The sequence below is a fragment of the Marinomonas sp. S3726 genome (assembly GCF_000967665.1).
Classification (GTDB): domain Bacteria; phylum Pseudomonadota; class Gammaproteobacteria; order Pseudomonadales; family Marinomonadaceae; genus Marinomonas.
Genome location: NZ_JXYC01000003.1, coordinates 39,807 through 62,331 on the forward strand (window position 1 = coordinate 39,807; position 22,525 = coordinate 62,331).

Annotated in this window: 20 protein-coding genes and 1 riboswitch; of the genes, 12 read left to right on the forward strand and 8 right to left on the reverse strand. The window is 38.0% G+C overall.

The window, feature by feature from the left end:
• Positions 1-22 precede the first annotated feature (22 nt).
• Complete coding sequence (locus TW85_RS00455; protein WP_046015115.1) at positions 23-652, forward strand: LysE family translocator; 630 nt, start codon at positions 23-25, stop codon at positions 650-652.
• Positions 653-750: 98 nt separating this feature from the next.
• Here TW85_RS00455 and upp read toward each other — a convergent pair whose 3' ends face one another.
• A complete protein-coding gene (upp, locus tag TW85_RS00460) occupies positions 751-1,407 on the reverse strand; it encodes a uracil phosphoribosyltransferase (protein WP_046015116.1) in 657 nt (218 codons plus the stop codon).
• 346 nt (positions 1,408-1,753) lie between these two features.
• On the opposite strand from upp, the gene lon reads away from it, so the two are divergent.
• Both lon and TW85_RS00470 read left to right on the forward strand, forming a co-directional pair.
• Positions 1,754-4,210 (forward strand): endopeptidase La, encoded by a 2,457-nt coding sequence (gene lon, locus TW85_RS00465; RefSeq protein WP_046015117.1) that lies wholly within the window; start codon positions 1,754-1,756, stop codon positions 4,208-4,210.
• Between the two features lie 188 nt (positions 4,211-4,398).
• Positions 4,399-5,733, forward strand: a complete 1,335-nt coding sequence (locus TW85_RS00470) for an MATE family efflux transporter (RefSeq protein ID WP_046015118.1) — start codon at positions 4,399-4,401, stop codon at positions 5,731-5,733.
• Between the two features lie 8 nt (positions 5,734-5,741).
• Here the strand turns inward: TW85_RS00470 and TW85_RS00475 are convergent, their stop codons facing one another.
• A complete protein-coding gene (locus tag TW85_RS00475; protein WP_052701746.1) occupies positions 5,742-6,521 on the reverse strand; it encodes a TlyA family RNA methyltransferase in 780 nt (259 codons plus the stop codon).
• 126 nt (positions 6,522-6,647) lie between these two features.
• On the opposite strand from TW85_RS00475, the gene TW85_RS00480 reads away from it, so the two are divergent.
• Both TW85_RS00480 and TW85_RS00485 read left to right on the forward strand, forming a co-directional pair.
• On the forward strand, positions 6,648-7,475 hold the full coding sequence (locus TW85_RS00480) for an HDOD domain-containing protein (protein WP_046015119.1): 828 nt from the start codon (positions 6,648-6,650) through the stop codon (positions 7,473-7,475).
• A 32-nt stretch (positions 7,476-7,507) separates the two neighbouring features.
• Positions 7,508-8,341 carry a sulfurtransferase gene (locus TW85_RS00485; protein WP_046015120.1) on the forward strand — a complete coding sequence of 278 codons (834 nt, stop codon included), beginning with the start codon at positions 7,508-7,510 and terminating at the stop codon, positions 8,339-8,341.
• A 62-nt stretch (positions 8,342-8,403) separates the two neighbouring features.
• Here the strand turns inward: TW85_RS00485 and TW85_RS00490 are convergent, their stop codons facing one another.
• Positions 8,404-8,721: a hypothetical protein gene (locus TW85_RS00490; RefSeq protein WP_046015121.1), complete on the reverse strand. Its 318-nt coding sequence runs from the start codon at positions 8,719-8,721 to the stop codon at positions 8,404-8,406.
• Between the two features lie 217 nt (positions 8,722-8,938).
• On the opposite strand from TW85_RS00490, the gene TW85_RS00495 reads away from it, so the two are divergent.
• From TW85_RS00495 to TW85_RS00510, 4 genes are read left to right on the forward strand one after another with little or no spacing between them, the layout of a single operon-like run.
• Entirely contained in the window at positions 8,939-10,108 is a 1,170-nt protein-coding gene (locus tag TW85_RS00495) for a nucleotide sugar dehydrogenase (protein ID WP_046015122.1), read from the forward strand.
• Positions 10,109-10,122: 14 nt separating this feature from the next.
• Positions 10,123-11,067, forward strand: a complete 945-nt coding sequence (locus TW85_RS00500) for a glycosyl transferase family 90 (protein ID WP_046015123.1) — start codon at positions 10,123-10,125, stop codon at positions 11,065-11,067.
• A 23-nt stretch (positions 11,068-11,090) separates the two neighbouring features.
• The gene (locus TW85_RS00505) at positions 11,091-11,873 is read left to right on the forward strand and encodes a glycosyltransferase family 2 protein (protein WP_046015124.1); all 783 of its coding nucleotides are present in this window, start codon (positions 11,091-11,093) and stop codon (positions 11,871-11,873) included.
• Positions 11,870-12,655 carry a glycosyltransferase family 2 protein gene (locus TW85_RS00510; protein WP_046015125.1) on the forward strand — a complete coding sequence of 262 codons (786 nt, stop codon included), beginning with the start codon at positions 11,870-11,872 and terminating at the stop codon, positions 12,653-12,655. The genes TW85_RS00505 and TW85_RS00510 overlap by 4 nt, the downstream gene beginning before the upstream one ends.
• Before the next feature lie 39 nt (positions 12,656-12,694).
• Here TW85_RS00510 and TW85_RS00515 read toward each other — a convergent pair whose 3' ends face one another.
• Genes TW85_RS00515 through TW85_RS00530 form a run of 4 tightly spaced genes read right to left on the reverse strand, consistent with a single transcriptional unit; the run spans position 12,695 to position 16,921 of the window.
• Entirely contained in the window at positions 12,695-13,762 is a 1,068-nt protein-coding gene (locus TW85_RS00515; RefSeq protein ID WP_052701748.1) for a glycosyltransferase family 4 protein, read from the reverse strand.
• A 25-nt stretch (positions 13,763-13,787) separates the two neighbouring features.
• A complete protein-coding gene (waaF, locus tag TW85_RS00520) occupies positions 13,788-14,798 on the reverse strand; it encodes a lipopolysaccharide heptosyltransferase II (RefSeq protein WP_046015126.1) in 1,011 nt (336 codons plus the stop codon).
• Positions 14,791-15,738, reverse strand: a complete 948-nt coding sequence (rfaD, locus tag TW85_RS00525) for an ADP-glyceromanno-heptose 6-epimerase (RefSeq protein WP_046015127.1) — start codon at positions 15,736-15,738, stop codon at positions 14,791-14,793. The genes waaF and rfaD overlap by 8 nt, the downstream gene beginning before the upstream one ends.
• A 19-nt stretch (positions 15,739-15,757) precedes the next feature.
• The gene (locus tag TW85_RS00530; protein ID WP_046015128.1) at positions 15,758-16,921 is read right to left on the reverse strand and encodes an AGE family epimerase/isomerase; all 1,164 of its coding nucleotides are present in this window, start codon (positions 16,919-16,921) and stop codon (positions 15,758-15,760) included.
• Positions 16,922-17,013: 92 nt separating this feature from the next.
• On the opposite strand from TW85_RS00530, the gene hldE reads away from it, so the two are divergent.
• The 3 genes from hldE to TW85_RS00545 are packed head-to-tail and all read left to right on the forward strand — an operon-like array spanning position 17,014 to position 21,517.
• Positions 17,014-18,441 carry a bifunctional D-glycero-beta-D-manno-heptose-7-phosphate kinase/D-glycero-beta-D-manno-heptose 1-phosphate adenylyltransferase HldE gene (hldE, locus tag TW85_RS00535; RefSeq protein ID WP_046015129.1) on the forward strand — a complete coding sequence of 476 codons (1,428 nt, stop codon included), beginning with the start codon at positions 17,014-17,016 and terminating at the stop codon, positions 18,439-18,441.
• A 56-nt stretch (positions 18,442-18,497) separates the two neighbouring features.
• Positions 18,498-20,285, forward strand: coding sequence for a lipid A export permease/ATP-binding protein MsbA (msbA, locus tag TW85_RS00540; protein WP_046015130.1), 1,788 nt, complete (start codon positions 18,498-18,500; stop codon positions 20,283-20,285).
• Positions 20,285-21,517, forward strand: coding sequence for a 3-deoxy-D-manno-octulosonic acid transferase (locus TW85_RS00545; protein ID WP_046015131.1), 1,233 nt, complete (start codon positions 20,285-20,287; stop codon positions 21,515-21,517). The genes msbA and TW85_RS00545 overlap by 1 nt, the downstream gene beginning before the upstream one ends.
• An 84-nt stretch (positions 21,518-21,601) precedes the next feature.
• Here the strand turns inward: TW85_RS00545 and TW85_RS00550 are convergent, their stop codons facing one another.
• Positions 21,602-22,267, reverse strand: a complete 666-nt coding sequence (locus TW85_RS00550; RefSeq protein WP_046015132.1) for an HAD family phosphatase — start codon at positions 22,265-22,267, stop codon at positions 21,602-21,604.
• Positions 22,268-22,374: 107 nt separating this feature from the next.
• Positions 22,375-22,486, forward strand: a riboswitch (TPP riboswitch).
• Positions 22,487-22,525 lie beyond the last annotated feature (39 nt).

The following is a 22,525-nucleotide window of genomic DNA, read 5'->3' on the forward strand; positions in this document are numbered from 1 at the left end:
CGGACTTTAAAGGTAGAAAATTATGACACTTGAAAGTGGTATCACATTTTTCATTGCGATATTTATTTTTGGCATCACACCCGGACCTGGTATTTTTGCCATATTGGCAAAGAGTATGACGCAAGGTGCTAGGTCATGTACTTGGCTAAGTGTAGGCATGGTTATCAGTGATATTTGTTATTTGGTAATGGCATGTTTTGGTTTAGCAAGCCTCGCGTATGCTTGGGAAGAGGTGTTTTTAATTATTAGGGTCTTGGGTGGTGCCTATCTCGTATATTTAGGTTGGAAAATGTGGACTTCTGTTCCTGCGCTAGCGCAAGAATTATCTAATCCAGACTTAAAGGTTAAGCAGCAGGATAAGTTGTCATCATTTATTCAGGGCTTTATGATTTCTGCCTCTAACCCTAAAGTGATTTTATTTTATATTGCATTTTTACCGACCTTTATGGATGTAACTCAGTTAGGTACACAAGACATTGTCATTGCGAGTTTACTGACTTTTGTTGCTTTGATGTTAGGTCTTACATTAATTGCGCTAATGGCAGCACAGGCAAGAAAGCATTTAAATTCTCCTAAATCTTTAAAGCTTGTTAATCGTACTGCTGGGTCAATTATGGCAACAGCAGGTTTATATGTAGGTTTGAAAGGCTAGCTTTAACAGTTAGGTCTTAAGACACTAAAAAGCCGCTAAAACATCGTTTTTTTAGCGGCTTTTTTAGTTTGTTTCTTTCTTTAGCTAAGTAAAAGCTATTAACGAGTGCCGTAGATACGGTCGCCAGCATCACCTACTCCTGGGCGAATGTAAGCATTCTCATCCAGACAGCGATCAATAACACCAATATACATAGGCACGTCAGGGTGCTCTTCTTTAAATGCTTTGATGCCTTCAGGGGCTGCAAACAAGCAAATAAAACGAATGTTTTTAGCGCCTAAGTCTTTCATTTTTTGAATAGCAGCAGCGGCTGAATTACCTGTTGCCAGCATTGGGTCGACCACTATTATGGTTCTTTGATCTAAGGAATGAGGCATTTTTAAGTAGTAATCAACAGGGTGCTTAGTCTCAGGGTCACGATACATACCAATATGACCAACACGTGCAGAGGGCGAAAGTTTTAAAACGCCTTCTGCTAAACCGTTACCTGCACGCATAATAGTAACTATACAAAGCTTTTTACCTTTTAGTACTGGGCTCATGGCTTTTTCAAGTGGTGTTTCTACTTCAACCTCTTCTGTCTCAAGGTCTCTTGTTGCTTCATAACCAATTAGAGTACCTAGCTCTTCCACTAGCATTCTGAATTCACGTGTACCTGTATTTACATCTCTTAAACTGGTGAGTTTATGTTGAACAAATGGGTGGTCAATAAGATGAATGTCTGAGTAAGTCTCGAGAATGTTATTAGTTGTCATAACTGGGTCCTTATTCTTTTTAGACTCAAAATTAAGTGTTTAAGCTTGTTTAGGCTTTGATAAAACTGTGTCTACTCTGGGGCTGGATTATGAATTAATCCTGACCTAATAGATAGATCTAGGCCAATTGGAGAGGCTTAAATCTGCTTTATTCAATTTGTTTTGATATCAGTTATGCGGCTTGATTCTTCATTCTTGCTTGTATTTATATGATTCGACATTACATAAAGAACTATCGAACATAAACAGAATGAGAAAAATAGGTAGGTTTAGAACTTCATCTGCTTGATGGTGTATTCAGGCAGCTTACCTGTAGCATCTCAATAATAGACAAATTGAGAAGAGAATGAGCAACGAAGACAATTTTTCAGATGATACAGACACATTAACGAAACAAGATGTTGTGATTGATGAGCTAGAAGGGGATGACGTTGTCCTAAGTGATCCAAAAGCTTTAGCTTTGCCCGAAGACGTTCTGCCTGATGTTATTTATATTTTACCTCTATCGAGTAGGCCTTTCTTTCCCGCTCAAGTACAGCCTGTCGCAGTAGACCTTGACCCTTGGGAAGAAACTCTCGAAAGAATCTCTTTGGACTCACAATCAAGTGTTGGTTTGCTTTTCAGCGAAAGTGCGACAGATGGTGCGCCTTCTGTAAATGAGTTTAAGCAAATTGGTTGTGTGGTGAAGGTACACAAAGCAACACCAGAATCAGGCAAGATGACTTTCTTGGCTCAAGGCTTAAAGCGTTTTGAAGTGGTTGAATGGCTAGATGAAGAAGCGCCATATCGCGCGCGTGTTAAGTACTTAACGGACACAAAAGTAAATGATGATGAATCTAAAGCGTATTCCATCTCTATTTTGGATTCTATTAAGGAGCTAATACGTGTTAATCCTTTATTCAGTGAAGATTTAAGGCAGTATTTAGCGCGCTTTTCATTTAATCAACCAGGCTTGTTAGCTGACTTTGCCGCTTCGATTACATCAGCAGAGGCGGATGAACTGTATCATGTATTAGAAACAAGACCTGTTCATAAACGCATGCACTTATCTCTTTTATTGCTAAAACGAGAGTTAGAAATAGCCCGTTTGCAAAATGAAATCAGTGCTGAGGTGAATGATAAAATTAGCACTCATCAAAGAGAGTTCTTTTTAAAGGAGCAGCTTAAGGTTATTCAAAAAGAACTTGGCTTATCAAAAGACGATAAAACCTCAGATATTGATAAATTTAGACAACGGCTTGAAGGCAAGCAACTAACGGAAAAACAGCAAGAAAAAATAGATGAAGAGCTAGAGAAGTTGGGTATTCTTGAGTCTGGTTCGCCTGAGTATGGTGTGACTCGCAACTATCTTGAATGGGCTACAGCCTTACCTTGGGGCGTTTGCTCACAGGATAATATGGACATAATCAAGGCGCGCCAAGTGTTAGAAGATCACCATACTAGTTTGGATGATGTGAAAGATCGTATTATTGAGTTTCTTGCTTTGGGTGCGCATCGTGGTGAGATGGGAGGATCTATCATGCTTTTAGTTGGACCTCCAGGTGTTGGTAAAACATCAATTGGCAAATCTATTGCAGCATCTTTAGATCGTGAATTTTACCGTTTTAGCTTGGGTGGTATGCGAGATGAAGCAGAAATTAAGGGGCATAGACGTACCTATATTGGTGCTTTACCCGGTAAATTCGTACAAGCTTTAAAAGATGTGAAGGTTGAAAATCCTGTCATCATGCTAGATGAAATAGATAAGATAGGGGCCTCTCATCAAGGCGATCCTGCTTCTGCTTTATTAGAGGCATTAGATCCTGAGCAGAACGCTGAATTCCTCGATCATTACTTAGATATGAGAATAGATTTATCTAAGGCATTATTTGTTTGTACTGCTAACCAACTAGATACGATTCCTAGTGCACTGTTAGACCGTATGGATGTGATTCGTCTATCTGGCTATATCGCTGAAGAGAAGTTAGCAATTGCTAAGCAGCATTTATGGCCCAAGTTACTGAAAAAAAATAAGCTACTTAAAAAGCAATTAAACATTACTGACGCAGCGTTGAAGCATCTCATTGAGAATTATGCCCGTGAAGCTGGAGTGCGTGGTTTAGATAAATTATTGCAGAAAGTACTACGAAAATGTGTTGTGCAATTGATGACTGAAAGCGCTGAAAGTATTAATGTCGGTATTAAAGATATTGAGGCTTTGTTAGGTGCTCCTTATTTTAAAGCTGACTCTTCAATTAGAGGGGTTGGTGTTGTAACTGGCCTAGCTTGGACTTCTATGGGAGGTGCAACCTTACCTGTTGAAGCAAATCGAGTGCATGAGTTGAGCCGTGGCTTGAAATTAACGGGTAAACTTGGGGATGTTATGAAGGAGTCTGCTGAAATTGCGCACTCTTATGTCGCTTCACATTCTAAAACCTTTAATTTGCAACCAGATTACTTTGATAAAAGTACGATACATCTTCATGTCCCAGAAGGTGCGACTCCCAAAGATGGGCCAAGTGCTGGTGTGACTATGGCTACTGCGCTTATGTCTTTAGCGAGAAATGAGCCAATAAAAAAAGGTCTGGCTATGACAGGGGAGCTAACCTTAACTGGGCAGGTGCTTGCTATAGGTGGCGTTAAAGAAAAGATTATTGCAGCGAAACGCAGTAAGATCTTTGAGGTTATTTTGCCTGAGCCAAATAGACGCGATTTTGATGAGTTGCCTGATTCAATAAAAAGCGGCATGACAGTGCATTTTGCCCAACGCTTTTCAGATGTTGAGAAGGTTGTCTTTGTTAAAGCAAAAGGCTCAGTTCATTAATTCGACACTTAAATTTTTCCCTTGGCTTCTTCTTGATGCCATTTCATGAGAAAATCTTGTTTCAGAGAGGCACTATCATTTTGGTAGTGCCTTTTATCGTGTTTTGACGAGATTAATCTAACTTAATCTCGAATACTTATTTCTAAAACCTTCACTTTCAAATGTATCAATTCGATGGAGCATGTTGAATGCCGTTAAAGGCAACCTTTACTTCTGGATCAACCTTGCGTCATGTTGTTGTTATGTCAGCAACCGGTGCTTTTGGACTTATGTCCATGTTTATGGTTGATTTGATTGATATTTTATTTCTCTCCATGCTTGACCAAAAAGAAGTCGTTGCGGCTGTTGGTTTTGCAAGTTCCATCATGTTTTTTACTATCTCCTTGAGCATAGCCGTGTCTATATCTGCTACAGCTTTAGTATCTAAGGCTGTAGGACAGGGGGATAGAGAGCAAGCAAAACGACGAGCGACTAATGTCCTTGTGTTTGGTGTTTTGTTTTCATTTCTTATTATTTATTTTTTAATGCCGAGAATCCCACATTTACTCTATTTCTTAGGGGCGAATGGAATTACTCTGGATTTAGCGACGAGTTATTTACAGATCTCTATTTTAGGTATGCCAGCTATTATGGTGGGCATGATTGGCTCTGGTATAATGCGTGCTCTGGGCGATGCCAAGCGCGCTATGTACGCTACTTTAATTAGCGGTTTAGTTAATGCTGTACTAGATCCATTGCTAATTTTTGGGCTAGGATTAGGGCTAGATGGTGCTGCAATAGCATCCCTAATTGCTCGCTGCTCTATGCTGGCAATTGCGTATTACGGCTTGGTAAACGTACATCAAATTTTATCACGCTTTGATTGGCTGTATTTTGCCCAAGATTTTAAACAAATTTCGTTTATCGCTTTTCCCGCTATGTTAACCAATATGTCGTCGCCACTTGCGAATGCCATAGTTACTGAGCACATGGCTACCTTTGGCGATGATGCTGTTGCGGCTTACTCCATTATTGGGCGTGTAATACCTGTTGTTTTTGGTGGTCTTTTTGCCTTATCTGGTGCGGTAGGTCCGATATTGGGACAGAACTATGGAGCGGGCAACTTTTTACGAATGCAGCAAACTCTGACAAGTGCTGTTATTTATAGTTTGAGCTACTGCGTATTGCTTTGTCTAAGTTTGTACGAGTTACAATTTTGGCTCATTGATGTATTTAGTGCTGGCAAAGAGACTGCCGCTTTAATTTCATTCTTCGCGACATATATTTCTTATAGTTTCTTTTTTCAGAGTTTACTTTTTATTGGTATCGCGACTTTTAATAATTTAGGAAGTCCTAAGACATCTGCTTGGTTAAACTTTGGTAGGGCTACCTTGGGTACTTGGCCTTTGATCGTGTTTTTTGGCTGGTTCTTTGATGCAAAAGGCATTTTTATTGGTCAGGCGCTTGGTTCTATTATTTTTGGCTGTATTGCTTTCACACTAGCAAGGCGCTATATCGCTGAGCTAGAAGTCAAAACGAACTAAAAAAGGACTTAATGAGCTTTCTCTGTATTGGTACTTAAGTTTGCCCAAATGAGATACTCCTGATTACCATCACCGCCTTTGATTTGGCTTTTAATATAGCAATGAACATTAAACCCTAAGTTCTCAATGAGTTTTGTCATTTCAGTTTCTAGCTGAGCGACAGCTGTCTTATCTTTAACTATGCCTCCTTTTCCGATTGCTTGTTTACCCACTTCAAATTGAGGTTTGACTAAGGTGATAAGGTGTCCATTAGGTTTTAGTAGGTGTGGGAAGTTTGGTAGGATTTTTGTTTGAGATATAAATGACACATCCATTACGATTAGGTCAAAACCTTCAGGTGGGAAGTGATCACCGATATCTTGTTTGCTTAGATTACGTGCGTTAATCCCCTCAAGACAAATTATATTAGGGTTTTGTCTTAAGTTTTGATCCAGTTGATCATGACCTACTTCTATACCTACTACTTTTTTGGCTCCCTCTTGGATAGCGCAATCACTAAAGCCACCTGTTGATTGACCAACATCCAAAACGGTAAAACCACTAATATTGAGTTTTGTGTATTCAAGTGCCCCAGCTAATTTGAGTGCGCCTCGCGATACATATTTATCTGTATCATCAAGTAATAGCTTTATCTCGATATCTTGTTCTACTTTAAGACTTGGTTTTTGTACTTTTTGCCACTGGCCCTTGATGAAAATGGTAACTTTATTCTCAGAAATGTAGGTTTGTGCTTGAGCGCGGGATTTACAAAGGTTTTTTTGCGTAAGTAGCTGGTCTATACGTATCATTTTCTAGGCTTAGTGATTATGAAGTAAGGGCTATTTTAGCAAATAAGTAATAGCAACTATAGGCTTACAAACTTATTCAGCAAGGCATAAAATATAGCAAGTTTATGGATGAAAATAGGGTATGTTATGCAAATTTCAGAGTTGTTTGATCAAATAGAACAGTTACCTATGGTGCCTGAAGTAGTGCGCACCTTGATTATGCAGTTAAATGACCCTGATATTGATTTAAATTCAGTAGCGGCAGATGTTGCAAAAGATCAGGTTATCTCTCTAAAGGTATTAAAAATTGTTAACTCAGCGCATTTTGGTTTGAGTCGAAAGATTTCATCCATTGATGAAGCTGTTGTTATGTTAGGTATGGCTAAACTGAAAAATATTGTTGTTGCATCTGGCTTAACTTCAAGTGTTCATCATGTTGTTGGGATGGATATGAAGAAGTTTTGGCAAGAGTCGATTTATATTGCTGGTATCGCTAAAGAGTTGGCTATCCTTGCTGATGAGTCAGACCCAGATGCTGCTTTTACGGCAGGTTTGTTATCAACGATTGGTAGCTTATTGATAGTGATGGGTGTTCCCTCTCAGTCAATTGTAATTAAAGATAAGCAAGACGCTGGAATGGGTGGATATGAAGCAGAGCTTGAAGTGTTGGGTTTCTCAAGTGGGAATTTGGCTTCTAATTTGATAGAAAAATGGCGTTTCCCTCATATTTTAGGAGATGCTATTTTTGCTTATCAAAAGCCTTTGCTTTTAGCTAAGGACAATGCTTTGGCTTCTTTATTAAATCTGGCTCAGTATCTAGCGCGAGAAAAATTGAAGAGTAGTGATTTTGATACCATAATGGCGAGTTTTCCATACGATGTTGCTAATAATGTCGGATTAAATCATGAAGCGATGGAATGCCATCTAGATAGTATTTTTGTTGAAATTTCAGGCTTAGATGAACTACTAAATTAATTATTGAATGATGCTGCAGTTGAGGAAGTAAGATGCGAACATTGATATCAGCACAAGCGTTAAAAAGTGAATTAGCTAATCCAGATTTGATTATTTTGGACTCAAGGTTCTATTTAACAGATTTAGATAAAGGCCTGCTTGAGTACAATAAAGGGCATATTCCAGGTGCGCTATTTGTAGACCTTCATCATGATTTAGCCTCTCCTGAGAATGAGTTTAGTGGCAGACACCCTTTGCCAGCACCAGATGATTTTAGTCTTTATCTTCAGAAAAAGGGAATTAAGCTTAACTCTAAAGTTGTTGTTTATGATGATATGTCAGGTGCTATTGCTGCTAGAGCTTGGTGGATGTTAGCTCAAAACAATATAGATGTGAGAGTTCTTGATGGCGGTATTAATGCTTGGTTGGCTATAGAAGGTGAGTTAGAAACTGTGGCGCCTACTCTAAGAATCACTGATCAGTCGTTGAATATATCTTTCCCTTGGGCTGTGAGTGAAGAAGATGTGTTGGAAAATATGGAAACAGAAAGTTTCCAGCTGCTTGATGCTAGAGCAAGTGATAGATTTGAAGGTCAAAATGAAACAATGGATCCTTTGGCTGGCCATATTCCTGGAGCTTTAAATCGTCCTTTTCCGACTAATTTAGATAGCCAAGGCACTTTTTTATCATCTGAATCTTTGGCTCAAGATTTTAAGCAAATTGAGACGGATTTGGAAATTGTACATTACTGTGGCTCTGGAGTGACTGCTTGTCATAATGTATTGGCTAATTTGTCCGCTAGTGGTGATAATAAACGCGTATTTATTGGATCATGGAGCCAATGGTCAAAGAGAATGTTGAGATTAATGGCTGAACAACAGGATTAGTTGGACAGGAAAAAAGAATAGGAAAGCACCTAATAATTCCCTAGGTGCTTTTGTCTCTGTATCTATTTGGGTGTAACGCCAGCAATAAATATTTGCACTTCTTGAGTTTTTTCTCCAAAAATATGCTCTTTTACCAAATGTAGGAATAAGTCAGCTTCTTTGGCGGTGACTATGCCGTCTACTAACTGAATACCAATACCTTCTTGAGTAAAGAAGAAATGCCAGGTATGGCCTTCAATGCAGACTTCTCCCTCTCCATTATCAAACGATACTTGCTCCCATTTGTAGTCAGTTGGAACAAAGCAAGACAACTCTCTTCCTTGGTCTCCGTAGTTTAAATCTGGAATGTAGCCTTGACGATCAACAAGTTCAAATTTCATATAGGATCTCCTGTTAGACTTAATTAAAGACTACTCCTAAGTTAACAATTTGGCTCGTGTTTTTTTGCAAGTATGTTTATTTTTATTTATTTAGATCAAAGGCTCAGGAGGTTGAGAATTAGATAGAATGAAGCGCTTAGAATGCTTATAATTTGTTTATTAATAAATAATTTTAGCTCTTAGATGCAGTGCATTTAAGTACGTGAAGGAAAGTTAAATGAAAATAGCGGTAGCGGGCACAGGGTATGTTGGTATTTCAAACGCACTTTTACTTGCCCAGCATAATGAAGTGGTAGCGTTAGATATTATTCCTGCAAAAGTTGAGATGCTAAATAACAAGTTATCGCCTATCTCTGATCAGGATATAGAGCGATTTTTACAGGAAGAGCAACTTAATTTTAAAGCAACACTTGATAAAGAGTTAGCATATGAAGAGGCTGACTTCGTTATTATTGCAACCCCGACAGACTATGACCCTGAGACTAATTTTTTTAATACCACTCACGTTGAGTCTGTGATCCAAGATGTTCTTACCATTAATCCTGATACTTGTATGGTGATTAAATCTACCGTACCAGTTGGCTTTACAGCTTCAATGAAGGAAAAATTTAAAACAAATAATATTATCTTCTCACCGGAGTTTTTAAGGGAAGGTAAGGCACTGCATGATAACCTTTATCCTTCTCGTATTATTGTTGGGGAAAAGTCAGGTAGGGCGCAAGTATTTGCAAGTCTTTTAGCTAAAGGTGCAGTTAAAGAAAATATCGATATATTAACTACGGACTCAACCGAAGCTGAAGCGATCAAATTATTTGCCAATACGTATCTTGCTATGCGAGTTGCTTTTTTTAATGAACTTGATAGTTATGCTGAAACACATGACTTGGACTCAAAACAAATTATTGATGGTGTAGGTTTAGATCCAAGGATTGGCACACATTATAATAATCCATCTTTTGGTTATGGTGGATATTGTTTGCCGAAAGATACGAAGCAGCTACTTGCGAACTACAAGCAAGTACCTAATAATATTATAAGTGCGATTGTAGATGCCAACAGCACAAGAAAAGATTTTGTTGCCGATGCTATTTTAAAACGTCAACCTAAAGTTGTTGGTATTTATCGACTTGTGATGAAGGTTGACTCGGATAACTTTAGGGCATCAGCGATTCAAGGTGTTATGAAGCGAATTAAAGCGAAGGGTATTGAGGTAGTTATTTATGAGCCAGCTCTTAATGAAGACAGATTTTTTAATTCTAAGGTTATAAGTGACTTGAATGCATTTAAGGAGCTTAGTGATGTGATTGTGGCAAACCGTGTAACAGATGATATCTCTGATGTTGATAGCAAAGTTTATACTCGAGACTTGTTTGGAGTGGATAGCTAGGAATAAGAACGCTTATGAAAGATTATGCTTACTTTAAGCAGAGAGTTAAAAAAGTTTATTATTATTTAAGTGAAACAGTAAAAGTAAATTTACCTGTAAAAAAGTTTAATTCATCCAGTTTTTCAAGCTTTAGAAAAGATAATTATATACTCGAACGAGTTAATTATTATTGCAAAGATCAAGATAAATGTTCAATGTCAGATAATGCTATTCAAATAGCAAAATTTAAAAAAACTAAGAGTTTCGCATACTATGCAGACACTAAAAAAGTAGTTCGCTATTTTTCAAAAAGTTTTAAATTTGATTATTTGTTTGGTGATATTATTCATGTCCCAGAATTTCCTAGCTTTTTAAAAAGTCGCCCTATATCCGATATTAATCAAAACTCTATTCTTCTTAAACTTAATGCGATAAGACATTATCAGTTTTTGAACGATAAGGTTTTATTTTCTAATAAAAAGAGTATGGCTGTTTGGCGCGGGTATATTTACCAAGAACAAAGGGAGCTTTTAGTTCGAGAGTTCGCTGAGCATCCATACATAGATGTTGGTCATTGTGATAGTAAACGCTTAGATGTTCCTGCGTATAAAGGTTTTATGTCAGTTGAGGAGCAACTTAGTTATAAATACATTATCAGTGTTGAAGGTTATGATGTTGCTACTAACCTAAAGTGGGTGATGTCGTCAAACTCTCTTTGTTTTATGCCAAAACCTCGGTATGAAACTTGGTTTATGGAAGGGCGCCTCCAGGCTGGTTTTCATTATGTTGAATTAAATGATGACTTTAGTGATCTAGCTGAAAAGATTATGTTTTATGAAGCTAATCCAGAGGCTGCTTTGGAAATTATTAAAAATGCGAATGAATTCGTAAGTCAGTTTCTAGATGATGAAAGAGAGAAAGTTATTGCCTTGCTAGTAGCTGAAAAATATTTCAAATTGTCTGGACAATTATTAGGTTAACAAACTAAGTGGTAAGTAAAGATATGTCTGAAGGTAAGTTCACGATTGGCGTCATGATGATAGTCAAAAATGAAGAAAAGCACTTAAAAGCATCATTAGAGTCAATAAGTGGCTGGGTTGATCAAATTGTGATCTTAGATTCTGGCAGCACAGATCATACCTTAAATATAGCGAAAGTTTATACGGATAAAATTTATGAAAAACTGGATTGGGAAGGATTTGGAAAGCAAAGACAAGTTGCACAGTCTTATCTAAGTACTGATTGGGTATTAGTGCTTGATGCGGATGAGATAGTAACAGAAGAACTAAAATTATCTCTTTTGCAGGCAGCTAGTAACCGCGATCAAAATATATGCTACCAAATAAACCGATATAGCAAAGCTTTTGGTAAATATATTCGGTTTTCAGGATGGAGTCCTGATTGGATTGTGCGTTTTTATCCAAGAAATGTTGCTGGTTATAATGATGCGTTGGTACACGAAAAGGTAGTTATGGATGCTGGTGTTCGTATAGCTAAGATTTCAAAAGGAAAGCTGCTTCATGATACTTATGATAATCTTCATCACTATATAGCTAAAACCACGGGTTATATCAAAGCTTGGTCTGATCAGCGAGAAGGGAGAAAGAAGTCTGGTTTAACGACTGCCTTAGTTCATGCTTGGGGGTGTTTTATTCGTATGTATTTTATAAAGTTAGGCTTTTTAGATGGAAGACATGGGTTCATTCTTGCTTGGTTAGGCATGCATTCAACTTTTGTTAAATATATAGATCTTTGGTTGAGAGAAAACTCTAAGAAGGATAAATGAAAGTTACTTTAATAATTACGACTTATAATTGGAAAGAAGCACTCGAGCTAGTTTTAACTAGTGTAAAAAGCCAAACAGCTATGCCTGATGAAGTTATTGTCGCTGATGATGGTTCTCGTGATGATACTAAAAAATTAGTTGCTGAATTTTCCCGAAATTATCCAACTAAACTTTTGCATAGTTGGCAAGAAGATAAAGGTTTTAGAGCCGCTAAAAGCAGAAATAAAGCAATTTTCAAGTCTAGTTCAGATTATATCGTCATGATAGATGGTGATATTGTATTGCATCCAAATTTCATTAGAAACCATATAGCTGCTGCACAAGAAGGCTACTTTGTGCAAGGTGGGAGGGTTAGCTTAACTAAAGCTAATACGGTTGAACAGTTTAAAAATTTTAAGCTACCAAATCTATTTTCTAACGGCGTAAAAAATAGAAAAAACACTATCGAAAGTACATTTTTATCTAAACTTTTTACACGTACATGGAACTCAGATAAATCTACAAGGACCTGTAATTTTGCTGCCTGGAAGTCTGACTTATTTAAGGTGAATGGCTTTAATGAGGGCTTTGAGGGGTGGGGGCGAGAAGATAGCGAACTTGTAATTAGAATGTTAAACGCCAACTTAAACAGAAAATATTTAAAATTTGCTGCTGTTGGGTATCACCTTCATCATCAAGAAAATGAACGAGCAAGCCTAGCTAAAAACGATTTGTTATTAACTGAGACAATCACAAAAAATTTAGTAAGGTGTGACGATGGTTTAGATAAGTATTCAAACTAGAAACTAGGTTTTAGCTTGAATACTCTTTTAATAATTGAACTATTTGTTTATAACTTCAATTAAGTCATCGCAATGTTTGCTAACATTTTTAACTTTTGGCATAAGCTTACTTGGGTCGTTTAATATGATTTCTTTATTATCATGCAGGGTTAGAAACCTATCCAATGTCTCAGCCAAACTTAATGCATTTAGTTTAAACTTTAAACATGCATTTGATTCAATGACTTCAGTTGCACCAACTGCATCAGAAAGAATAACAGGTGTTCCGCATAAAATTGATTCTGGGCCTACTAAACCAAAGGGCTCGTATAAAGACGCTAAAATAGCTGCATCGCTGGCAGCATACAGCGAGTCCATATCTTTTCTAAAGCCTAGGTTTATAACTTTAGGGTGGTCAACTGGCTTTTTACTTGCTATCGCTAAAATAAATCTGGGGTCAGACTGATTCAATGCTTCAAGTATAATGTCTAAACCTTTTCTATGATGATTGTTGGAAGGAAAAACAAGTAAAACTTGTTTCTCATTGACGCCTAATTCCTTTCTTATTCTTTCTCTTTGATTTTTAGCTTCTAATGAGAAGTTTTCAAAATCAATAGGTGGATAAATAACTTTTAGTTTATTGTCATTAATGTCGTAATGATTGCTGACTTCTTGTCCAACAAGTTTGGAATGAGCGACAATAACTTTAGCATTCTCAAAAAAGGTTTGCTCTCGCTTGTTTGTTAGTTTATCAAAAATGCTTAATTTGTTTTTTTTGATTGCTAAATTATGACCTATGTGTGTGCCGCCGACTATTGCAATATCTACTGTAGTTGGTGTTCTTGTGCAGCTTATGGTTGGCCAAGACGTTATAGTTTTATTCGTTGATCTATAGTCAAATAAAAGCTTATTAAGTTTTGATATAGGAGATAGATCTTTAATTTGAATGACTTCAACATTTCTATTAAAAACTAAAGAATTATCTAGCTTTCGAGTAATAACTCTAACCTTCATTCCTTTTGCAGAAAAACCATTAATCAGGTCTAGTACATAACGTTCCATTCCGCCTGCGTGTTTGATGGTATGGTAAATAATATTTATACCTTCAAACCTTTTGTTCTGATCCATCGATTTCTCCGATTACTAGGTATTTTTATAAATTAATATTAGATATAACTTGCTTTGGCTTTAAGTTATTTTGGCAATCTGTATGCCCTAAAGGGCATTGGCGCTTAAAGCAAGGTGAGCAGTCTAAATTCAGGTTATGAATGGTCTTTTTATCTGTGAGTGGTGGTGTATAAAGTTCGCTGGTAGAACCATAAATACCATGGACATAAGTGCCAACGGCAGCGGCTACATGCATTAAACCGGAATCGTTACTGATTGCAAACTCAGCTTTGGCTAATAGGTCTATTGCATCAACAAGCTTAGTCTCACCGCACAAGTTGAAAGCATATTCGCCTAATCCATCAATAATTTCATTGCCATCTTGCTTATCCTTAGGTCCACCAAGAACCCAAATTTGATAGCCCTCTTTTATAAAGTGCTTTGCAGTTTCATTAAAATGGGGAATAGGCCATTGCTTTGACGGGCCAAACTCTGCGCCAGCCATAAGGCAGATAGCAGGTCTATTAGGATGCAACTTAAGATCTTGAAATAGCTTTTCTTGGTTTTTCTCGTCAACTTCAAGCTTTGGGTTGGGCATGTTTTTAGGGGTAGGGGGGTAGGCTTCAGTTTTTTCCAGCCCAAGAGAAGTAAAGCGTTTTACTGTTTGGTCTAAGCTAGCTTTATCAAGCTTTCTTCTTTCATTTAGAAGGAAGTATCTTTGCTCTCCATGAAAGCCAACTCGTTTTGGAATGTTAGCAAAAAAAGGAACTAAAGCAGATTTCCAAGATCTAGGAAGAACGATGGCTTGATCGTACTTTTCACTACGTAAAGAGTGCCCTAGTTTTTTTCGTGTACTAATTCCCCATTCACCATGGCTAGTGGGTAAAGTGATAGCGTTTCTTACATCTGGCATACGTGCCAAGATGGGGGCAGACCAAGCTGGACCTATTACATCTATAATTGCATCAGGATGGTTTTGTCTGATTTGGCAAAAAAGACTATTCGCCATAACCATATCGCCGACCCACGAAGGGCCGACTATTAAAAATTTAGCCATTAGCATCTAGCCATGTCATATAATCTTTTACACCTGTTGCCAGATCCCTAAAATCACCTTGATAACCCGCTTCTCTTAGTTTGCTAATATCTGCTTGAGTGAAGCTTTGATAAGCACCTTTTAGGTGATCTGGGAAATCTATATACTCAATTTCACCTTTTTCATAGTGAGAAATTACAGCTGTCGCTATGGTTTTAAAAGGTTCTGCTTGGCCAGTACCTAAGTTGTAAACACCTGAAGCTTGAGGGTTATCTAGGAACCATAGTTTCGTTTTTACCAAGTCTTCAACATAGATGAAATCACGGCTTTGTCCGCCAGCTTCATAACCATCGTAAGCACCAAAAAGTTTCGGATTTTCACCTGCAAGCACTTGATTACGTAAGTGGAATGCAACACTTGCCATACTACCTTTGTGCTGTTCTCTTGGGCCGTAAACATTAAAGTATCTAAAGCCTACAATTTGAGATTCTGCATTAGGTAGAATATTGCGTATATATTGATCGAACTGAAACTTAGAAAAAGCATACATATTTAATGGTTTTTCATGGCTTCTTTCTTCTTTGAAAATAGGACCTGCGCCATAAACTGATGCAGAAGAGGCGTAAGAGAATGGGACTTTATGCTCAAGGCAGTAATCAAGAACTGCTTTTGAATATTGATAGTTAACATCCATGACGTATTTGCCATTCCACTCTGTTGTTGCAGAGCAAGCACCTTCATGGAAAATAGCATCGACTTTTATAGATAGCGTTTTGTTTTTTAAGGCATCTAAGAAGTCATACATATCCATGTAATCAGCAATATTTAGATCTGCTAAGTTAATACATTTTTTGCCGTCTGTAAGGTCATCTACCAATAAAATATCGCTAATACCGCGATCATTTAGGGCTTTAATAATGTTGCTGCCGATAAAACCGGCGCCGCCTGTTACTATATACATATTCTTTATCCTATTCCCTTTATGGGTTTCTTTGCATCCAGTTTATCACTTCGGTAAGCCCTAGAAAAATGTGATAACTGGTTGTTCCTGATAAATTAGCGTCTATTGGATTATTTTCACCATCTAGGTATTCATTCCAACGACCGTCCACTTTTAGATAATGGTTGAAGGTAAAGTTCAGCCCAGTATGAATTGTTTGTGCTTGATCTTGATTTGACTCAACTTGCACGCAGGCCGCTTTTAAAAACTCAGTGATAGGCCAAATGCGTTTTGATGTGTCTAGTGGTTTACCTGTTTTTGCATCTATTTGATTATAAATGCCACCTTTAGGATCAAAGCCATATTGACAGGCTTTCTCCCATAGATTGGTTGCCATGGTGAGATAAGATTTTTTAGGGTGTATCTTATAGGCTTGATGTAATAACCAAACCCACTCAAAATGATGGCCAGGTTCAGTAATTTGTCCATCGTTTTTGTCTGCTTGCCAATCTAGCTCAAAAAATTCTAGCAAACTTCTGCTTTTTTCATCATAGAAATGCGCTTCAGCCAACTCTAACAGAGAGATAATTTGTGTTCTATAGCAAGCTTCTTGTGTTGCATTAAACGCAGCAATATAACCCTCTAATAAATGCATATGAGGGTTTTGACGTCTCTGTTGTGTTTTATCAATAGGGTAGCTCTCATAAAAACCACCACTCTCTGCACTCATATGTTGAACGAGAAAGTCGTCAGTTTTCTTCATGAGTTCTAACGCTGTTTTATCTTTTGTCGCATTAAAATAAAAACTAAAAGAAAGTAATACAAAGGCTAATGCGTAGGCATCGCTTGTATTATCAAGAGGGCTAAGCTTGTCGTTTAGAGAAAAGCGCCAGCGTTCAATACCATTTTCATTAAATAAATAGTTGTTAACGATAAACTTATATAAAGGCTTAATAAGAGTAAGCCACTCAGGGTCTTTTGTTTCTAAATAGGCGTGTGAGAATGTGTAGAGTTGTCTGCATTGACTAAGCAGTCGAACACGCCCCATCGGTTTTAATTGCCAGTTTTGATCGAGGCACTCTGCACTCATGCCGTTGGCTTTATTGATGCCTTTTAGTGACCACTTCGTAAGTAGATTTTCATATAAATATGAGTGACAAGGTGTAAGGAAATCTCGCTTACATTCTGGAATTGTGACTGTCATTGTGGAATAAAACCTTATCTTTGTGACGATATCCAACTTGGGTGTTTCATATGATAAGATGGGCGTCCCAAAAAATCGATTATTATTACGCCATGGATTCTTCATATTTAAATTTTCAAGATAAACATATTCTAGTTGTTGGTGATGTCATGCTAGATAGATACTGGCATGGTGGCACTTCTCGAATTTCACCTGAGGCACCTGTTCAGGTTGTTAAGGTATCTCAAAATGAAGATAGGCCAGGAGGCGCTGCTAATGTTGCGCTAGGCCTTGCTCAATTAGGTATGGCAGTAACCCTAATTGGTATCGTCGGAGATGATGAAAATGCAGATGCATTGGAGGCTTGTTTAAATAATGCGGGAGTGAATTGCCATTTCGTCCGTACTGCAAGTGCTCCCACTATTACTAAACTGCGTCTAATGAGTCGTCATCAACAATTAATTCGTATGGACTTTGAAGAAAGCTTTGCTGCTGAAGAGTTGCAGCAAGCTTTAGCTAGTGTAGTAAAAGAGCAAATATTAAATAAAGATGCGGTTATTTTTTCTGATTATGCTAAAGGCACATTAGCGGGTGTACCAGAGCTTATTCGTATCGCTAATCAAGCGAGTGTTCCTTCTTTTGTTGACCCTAAAGGCAAAGATTTTTCAATTTACCAAGGTGCAACCTTAGTAAAACCTAACTTATTAGAGTTTGAAATCATTGTTGGAGCATGTGAATCAAATGATGAGGTATTAGAGCGTGGTGAAGCTTTAAGGCTGAAATATGGTTGGAAAGCTTTATTGGTTACTCGTGGTGAGGATGGGTTGGTGCTATTTGAAGAAGGGCAGCCGGCTTTCTCTTTAGCGACTGCAGCAAAAGAAGTATTTGATGTGACCGGCGCTGGCGATACTGTTGTCTCTGTTTTAACGGCGGTTTTTGTAACTAGTAAGCGTTTAACTGATGCAGTTGAGTATGCAAACCAAGCGGCGGCTTATGTTATCAGTAAGTTAGGTACAGCTTCTATTACATCAAAACAACTTGATGCCATTATGTTTGCCAGAACAAGAACCACAAATTTTGGTGTACTCGCTCCTTCAGAGTTATTAGAACAAATTCAGCTTGCTCAAATGAACGGAGAAAAAATTGTTTTCACTAATGGCTGTTTCGATATTCTACATCCAGGTCATGTGACCTATATGAAACAAGCTAAAGCTTTGGGCGATAGGCTTATTGTTGCAGTGAATACGGATGCTTCTGTTAAACGCCTAAAAGGTGATAAACGTCCTATTAATCCTTTAGAGCATAGAATGGCTGTATTAGAAGGAATAGGTGCGATTGATTGGGTGACCAGCTTTGATGAAGATACGCCAAAGGAAATTATTGAGGCTTTATCGCCTGATGTTTTGGTAAAAGGCGGTGACTATAGTATTGAAACCATAGTAGGTGCTGAGCATGTCCTTAGCCAAGGTGGCGAAGTAAAGGTATTAACCTTTGTTGACGGATATTCAACTACATCAATCATTGAAAAAGCGAATTTATAGAGACTTTAATAAAAGTCAGCTGAAGCTCTCTCGCAACATATAACGGAAGAATTTAATTGGAAACCAAAGTTAGTAAACCTGTATCGGATGTGAGTATTTACTTACGTTTGCTTAATTATACGAAAAGCTCGTGGCCTTATTTTGTATTAAGTTTTTTTGGGTATCTGTTATATGGTGCGATGGAGCCTACGTTAGCTTATTTACTACAGTTAATTGTTGATACCTTAGGTAATCCAGAAGCAGAAGGCGCTAGAACGAATTTAGCTGACGATAGGCTATTTCTTCCTTTATTTATTCTGGGGATCTTCATTATTCGAGGAACAGGAACCTTCTTTGGTAGCTACTTTATGGCTGTTATCGGAACCAAGCTCGTCTTTGACCTTAGAGTTGATATGTTTAATAAGCTAAGTGAGTTGCCATCAAGCTATTTTCATGGTGAATCAAGTGGTCGAATTTTATCAAAACTCACCTTTAATACAGAGCAGGTAATTGGTTCTGTGACTCAGGCTGTGAGGGTGATGTTAAGAGAGGGTTTAACTGTTATTGGTTTGTTTGGTTTTATGCTATATACCAACTGGCGTTTGTCTCTCTTTTTTATTCTGATTATCCCCTTTATTGCGGTTATTGTGAGTTATGCCTCTAAGCGTTTTCGTAAGCTGAGTAAGCGTATTCAAAATGCGATGGGGGGAATTACAGATGTAGCCTCGGAAGCGATTAAAGGTCAGGAGGTTGTTAAGATATTTGGTGGTAAAGAGTATGAAAAAGAACGTTTTTATCATGCGGCCTATCATAACAAGCGCTCTCAGCTCAAAATGGAGTTAACCAAGTCTTTAAACGTGCCTATTGTTCAGTTCATTGTGGCTACAGCTCTGGCTATGATTATCTGGTTGGCACTTGCTCCTGAAATCAGTGAAAACATGACCGCAGGCCACTTTGTTGCCTTTATTGGTGCAGCTGGAATGTTGAGTAAACCCCTTCGCCAGCTGACCGAAATTAATTCTATTTTGCAAAAAGGTTTAGCAGCAGCGCAAAGTATTTTTGAATTCTTAGATGAAGAAAGTGAAAAAGATACGGGGAAAACCAAAGTCGACACGCTAAAAGGTAAGCTTGAGCTTAAGCAAGTTAGCTTTGTTTACCCTAATACAGATAAAAAGATATTAAATAAAATTGATTTAACTTTGCCTGCCGGTAAAACCTTAGCCTTAGTTGGTCGCTCTGGCGGTGGTAAGTCTACTGTGGCTAACTTGGTTCCTAGATTTTATGACATTAATGATGGTGAGCTGTTAGTTGACGGTATTAATGTTAAAGAGTACGCCCTAAACGACTTGCGCCGAAATGTGGCTTTAGTTAATCAAAAAATAGTACTTTTCAATGCAAGTGTTCGTGAAAATATTGCTTATGGTCACCTGGCTGATGCTTCTGATGAAGATATTATCGCCGCTGCCAAAGCGGCTAATGCTTGGGACTTTATTGAAAAATTAGAGCATGGTTTAGATACCCAGGTCGGGGAAGACGGTACACTTTTCTCTGGTGGTCAACGGCAGCGAATTGCAATTGCACGAGCTATTTTAAAAGATGCCTCCATCTTAATTTTGGATGAAGCAACCTCAGCGTTAGATTCAGAATCTGAACGAGCAATTCAGCAAGCATTAAACTCATTGATGAAAAATAGAACGACAATAGCGATTGCTCATCGATTATCAACGATAGAGAAGGCGGATATTATTGCTGTAATTGATCAAGGGCAAATTATAGAGCAGGGAAGTCATGATGAACTGTTAGCAAAAGGTGGTGCTTATGCCAAGCTTCATGGTCAGCAGTTTAATGAGGAAGAAAGCCACTAATGTTGGTGTATCGAATTTTAATGGGGTTGATTAGCCCTTTTATTCTGATGAAACTTTTTAAATTAGGGAAGGGTTACCCTGATTATTCTATTAGAAAGGTATTAGGCTTTAACAGAGAGGCTGTAAAGGCTGATGTTTGGATTCACTGTGCCTCTGTGGGTGAGGTGTTAGCGGCAAGGCCTTTAATTCAATCATGGCAAAACAGAAACCTTGATAAAAAAATACTTATTACAACTATGACGCCAACCGGTGCCGAACAAGTTACTAAAAGCTTTGGTGAATCTGTTGTTCATAGATACATTCCCGTTGACTGGTGCAGCTCGGTAAAGCGATTTTTAAAAATGGTCGATTGTCCTAAACTGCTTATTATAGAAACTGAGTTGTGGCCTAATTTGCTTTCTCAGGTGAAAAAAAAGGGAATGTCGCTCCACATTGTTAATGCGAGACTAAGTGAAAGGTCCTTTAAAAAGTATGCTAAGTTTTCAGATTTTTCACGAAAGTTGATGGCTTTGCCTGATAGTTTTTGTGCGCATGCAGACGCTGATGCAAAACGCTTTAAGGCACTAGGTGCATCGCAAGTGCTAGTAACAGGCAATATCAAGTTTGATTTAAAGGTTAATCCTCAAGTTATAAAGGATAATTGGCAGCAGTACTTTGCTAATAACGAATTTGTATGGATTGCTGCTAGTACTCATGAAGGTGAAGATGTGCCCTTGCTTGAAGAGCATCAAATTTTAAAGGCTCATCACCCAAGTGCGGTGCTTATTATTGTACCAAGACACCCTCAAAGGTTTGAGCAGGTTTTCCAGCAAGCTTGTGCTAAATTTGAAAATGTCGGGTTACGCTCTGAAACCCCAGTTGAAGAATGGCATAACCTTGATGTACTTGTGGGAGATAGCATGGGGGAGATGATGCATTACTTCCAGGCGTCCGACCTTGCTTTTGTTGGAGGTAGCCTGATTGAGAGAGGGGGGCATAACCCTATAGAGCCCGCTCTTTTGTCTAAGCCTGTTTTGGTGGGAGATCACACTTTTAACTTTAAAGACATTACTGAAAGCTTAGTCTTGTCTGGTGGTGGTTTGCGTTGCAAAAATAGTGAGTTAGTAGGAAGCCTATTACTCGCTTTTGCGAAAGATAAAGCTTTAGTTGCAGAAACGGGTACAGCAGCTTATGAGTATGCATTGAATAATCAAGGCGCGGTTGAAAGAGTGTTGGATGCAACTGACGCTTAGTCTAATCGTATTTCCCTAGTGTGCTTTTATCGCTTATGAAGAGAGGCTTTAATTTGCCTCTCTTACTGGTTTTTTTCTTATTTTCTAATCTAGTAACTCTTTAAAGTCTGATAAGCAGGTTTTTGCTGCGCTCATATCATTCTTAATATTAAATTCATGCCTAATGGCAATAACATCACAGCCTGCTTTTTGAGCTGCGCTAATTCCAGCAAATGAATCTTCAAATACCAAGGCGTCTTTTGCTTTTATATTGAGCTTTTTTAGAGCGGTCAGATACGCTTCTGGATGAGGTTTATGCTGGCTAACGTCTTCTTGGCTTATGATGAGATCAAAAAAGTGTTCAAGTTTCAGTTGAGTTAAAACTTGCTCAATCATCCAATTTGCGGCACTACTTACTACTGCAATTTTACAATTCAATTTTGCTAAATGCTCGAGGTAAGGCAAAAGGTTTTTACTAAGTCTAAGTTGCTCTTTTAAAAGGGTTTGGTAATGTAATCTGAAATGCTGATTAAACTCATTTAAATCTGGTTTTATATTCGCAGCAGCAAAGAAATGTTGCGTGACAGTTGGCCAATCTTGACCCATTACATCCTGATAAATCGTGTAATCCGTAGTGCTGTCATAGTCTTGGCAAGCTAGCGCGAGTGCTTTTCCTTTAAGTGGTTCTGAATTTACCAAAGTGCCGTCTAGGTCAAATAAATAAGCTAGGTATGTTTTGGGGATTTTGGGTGAGGGGGCTGAGTGTATCAAATCGTTTCCTTTAATTTTTATTCTGCCTTACATGGCAATGACCTTGTCTTAATTAAGAGGTCTAAACTGGCCTTAAGTTCAAAATATCGTTACAATCCGCTTCGATTTTTTATCTCATGGGGTGCACTGCTATTTTTGATGCAGGGCTGAGAAGCAAAGGCTAACCCAATGAACCTGATCCAGATTATGCTGGCGTAGGGATTGAGATCCTCTATTTATAATATTTTTTAGCGCTTAATTTTATAAGCCAAAAAATAG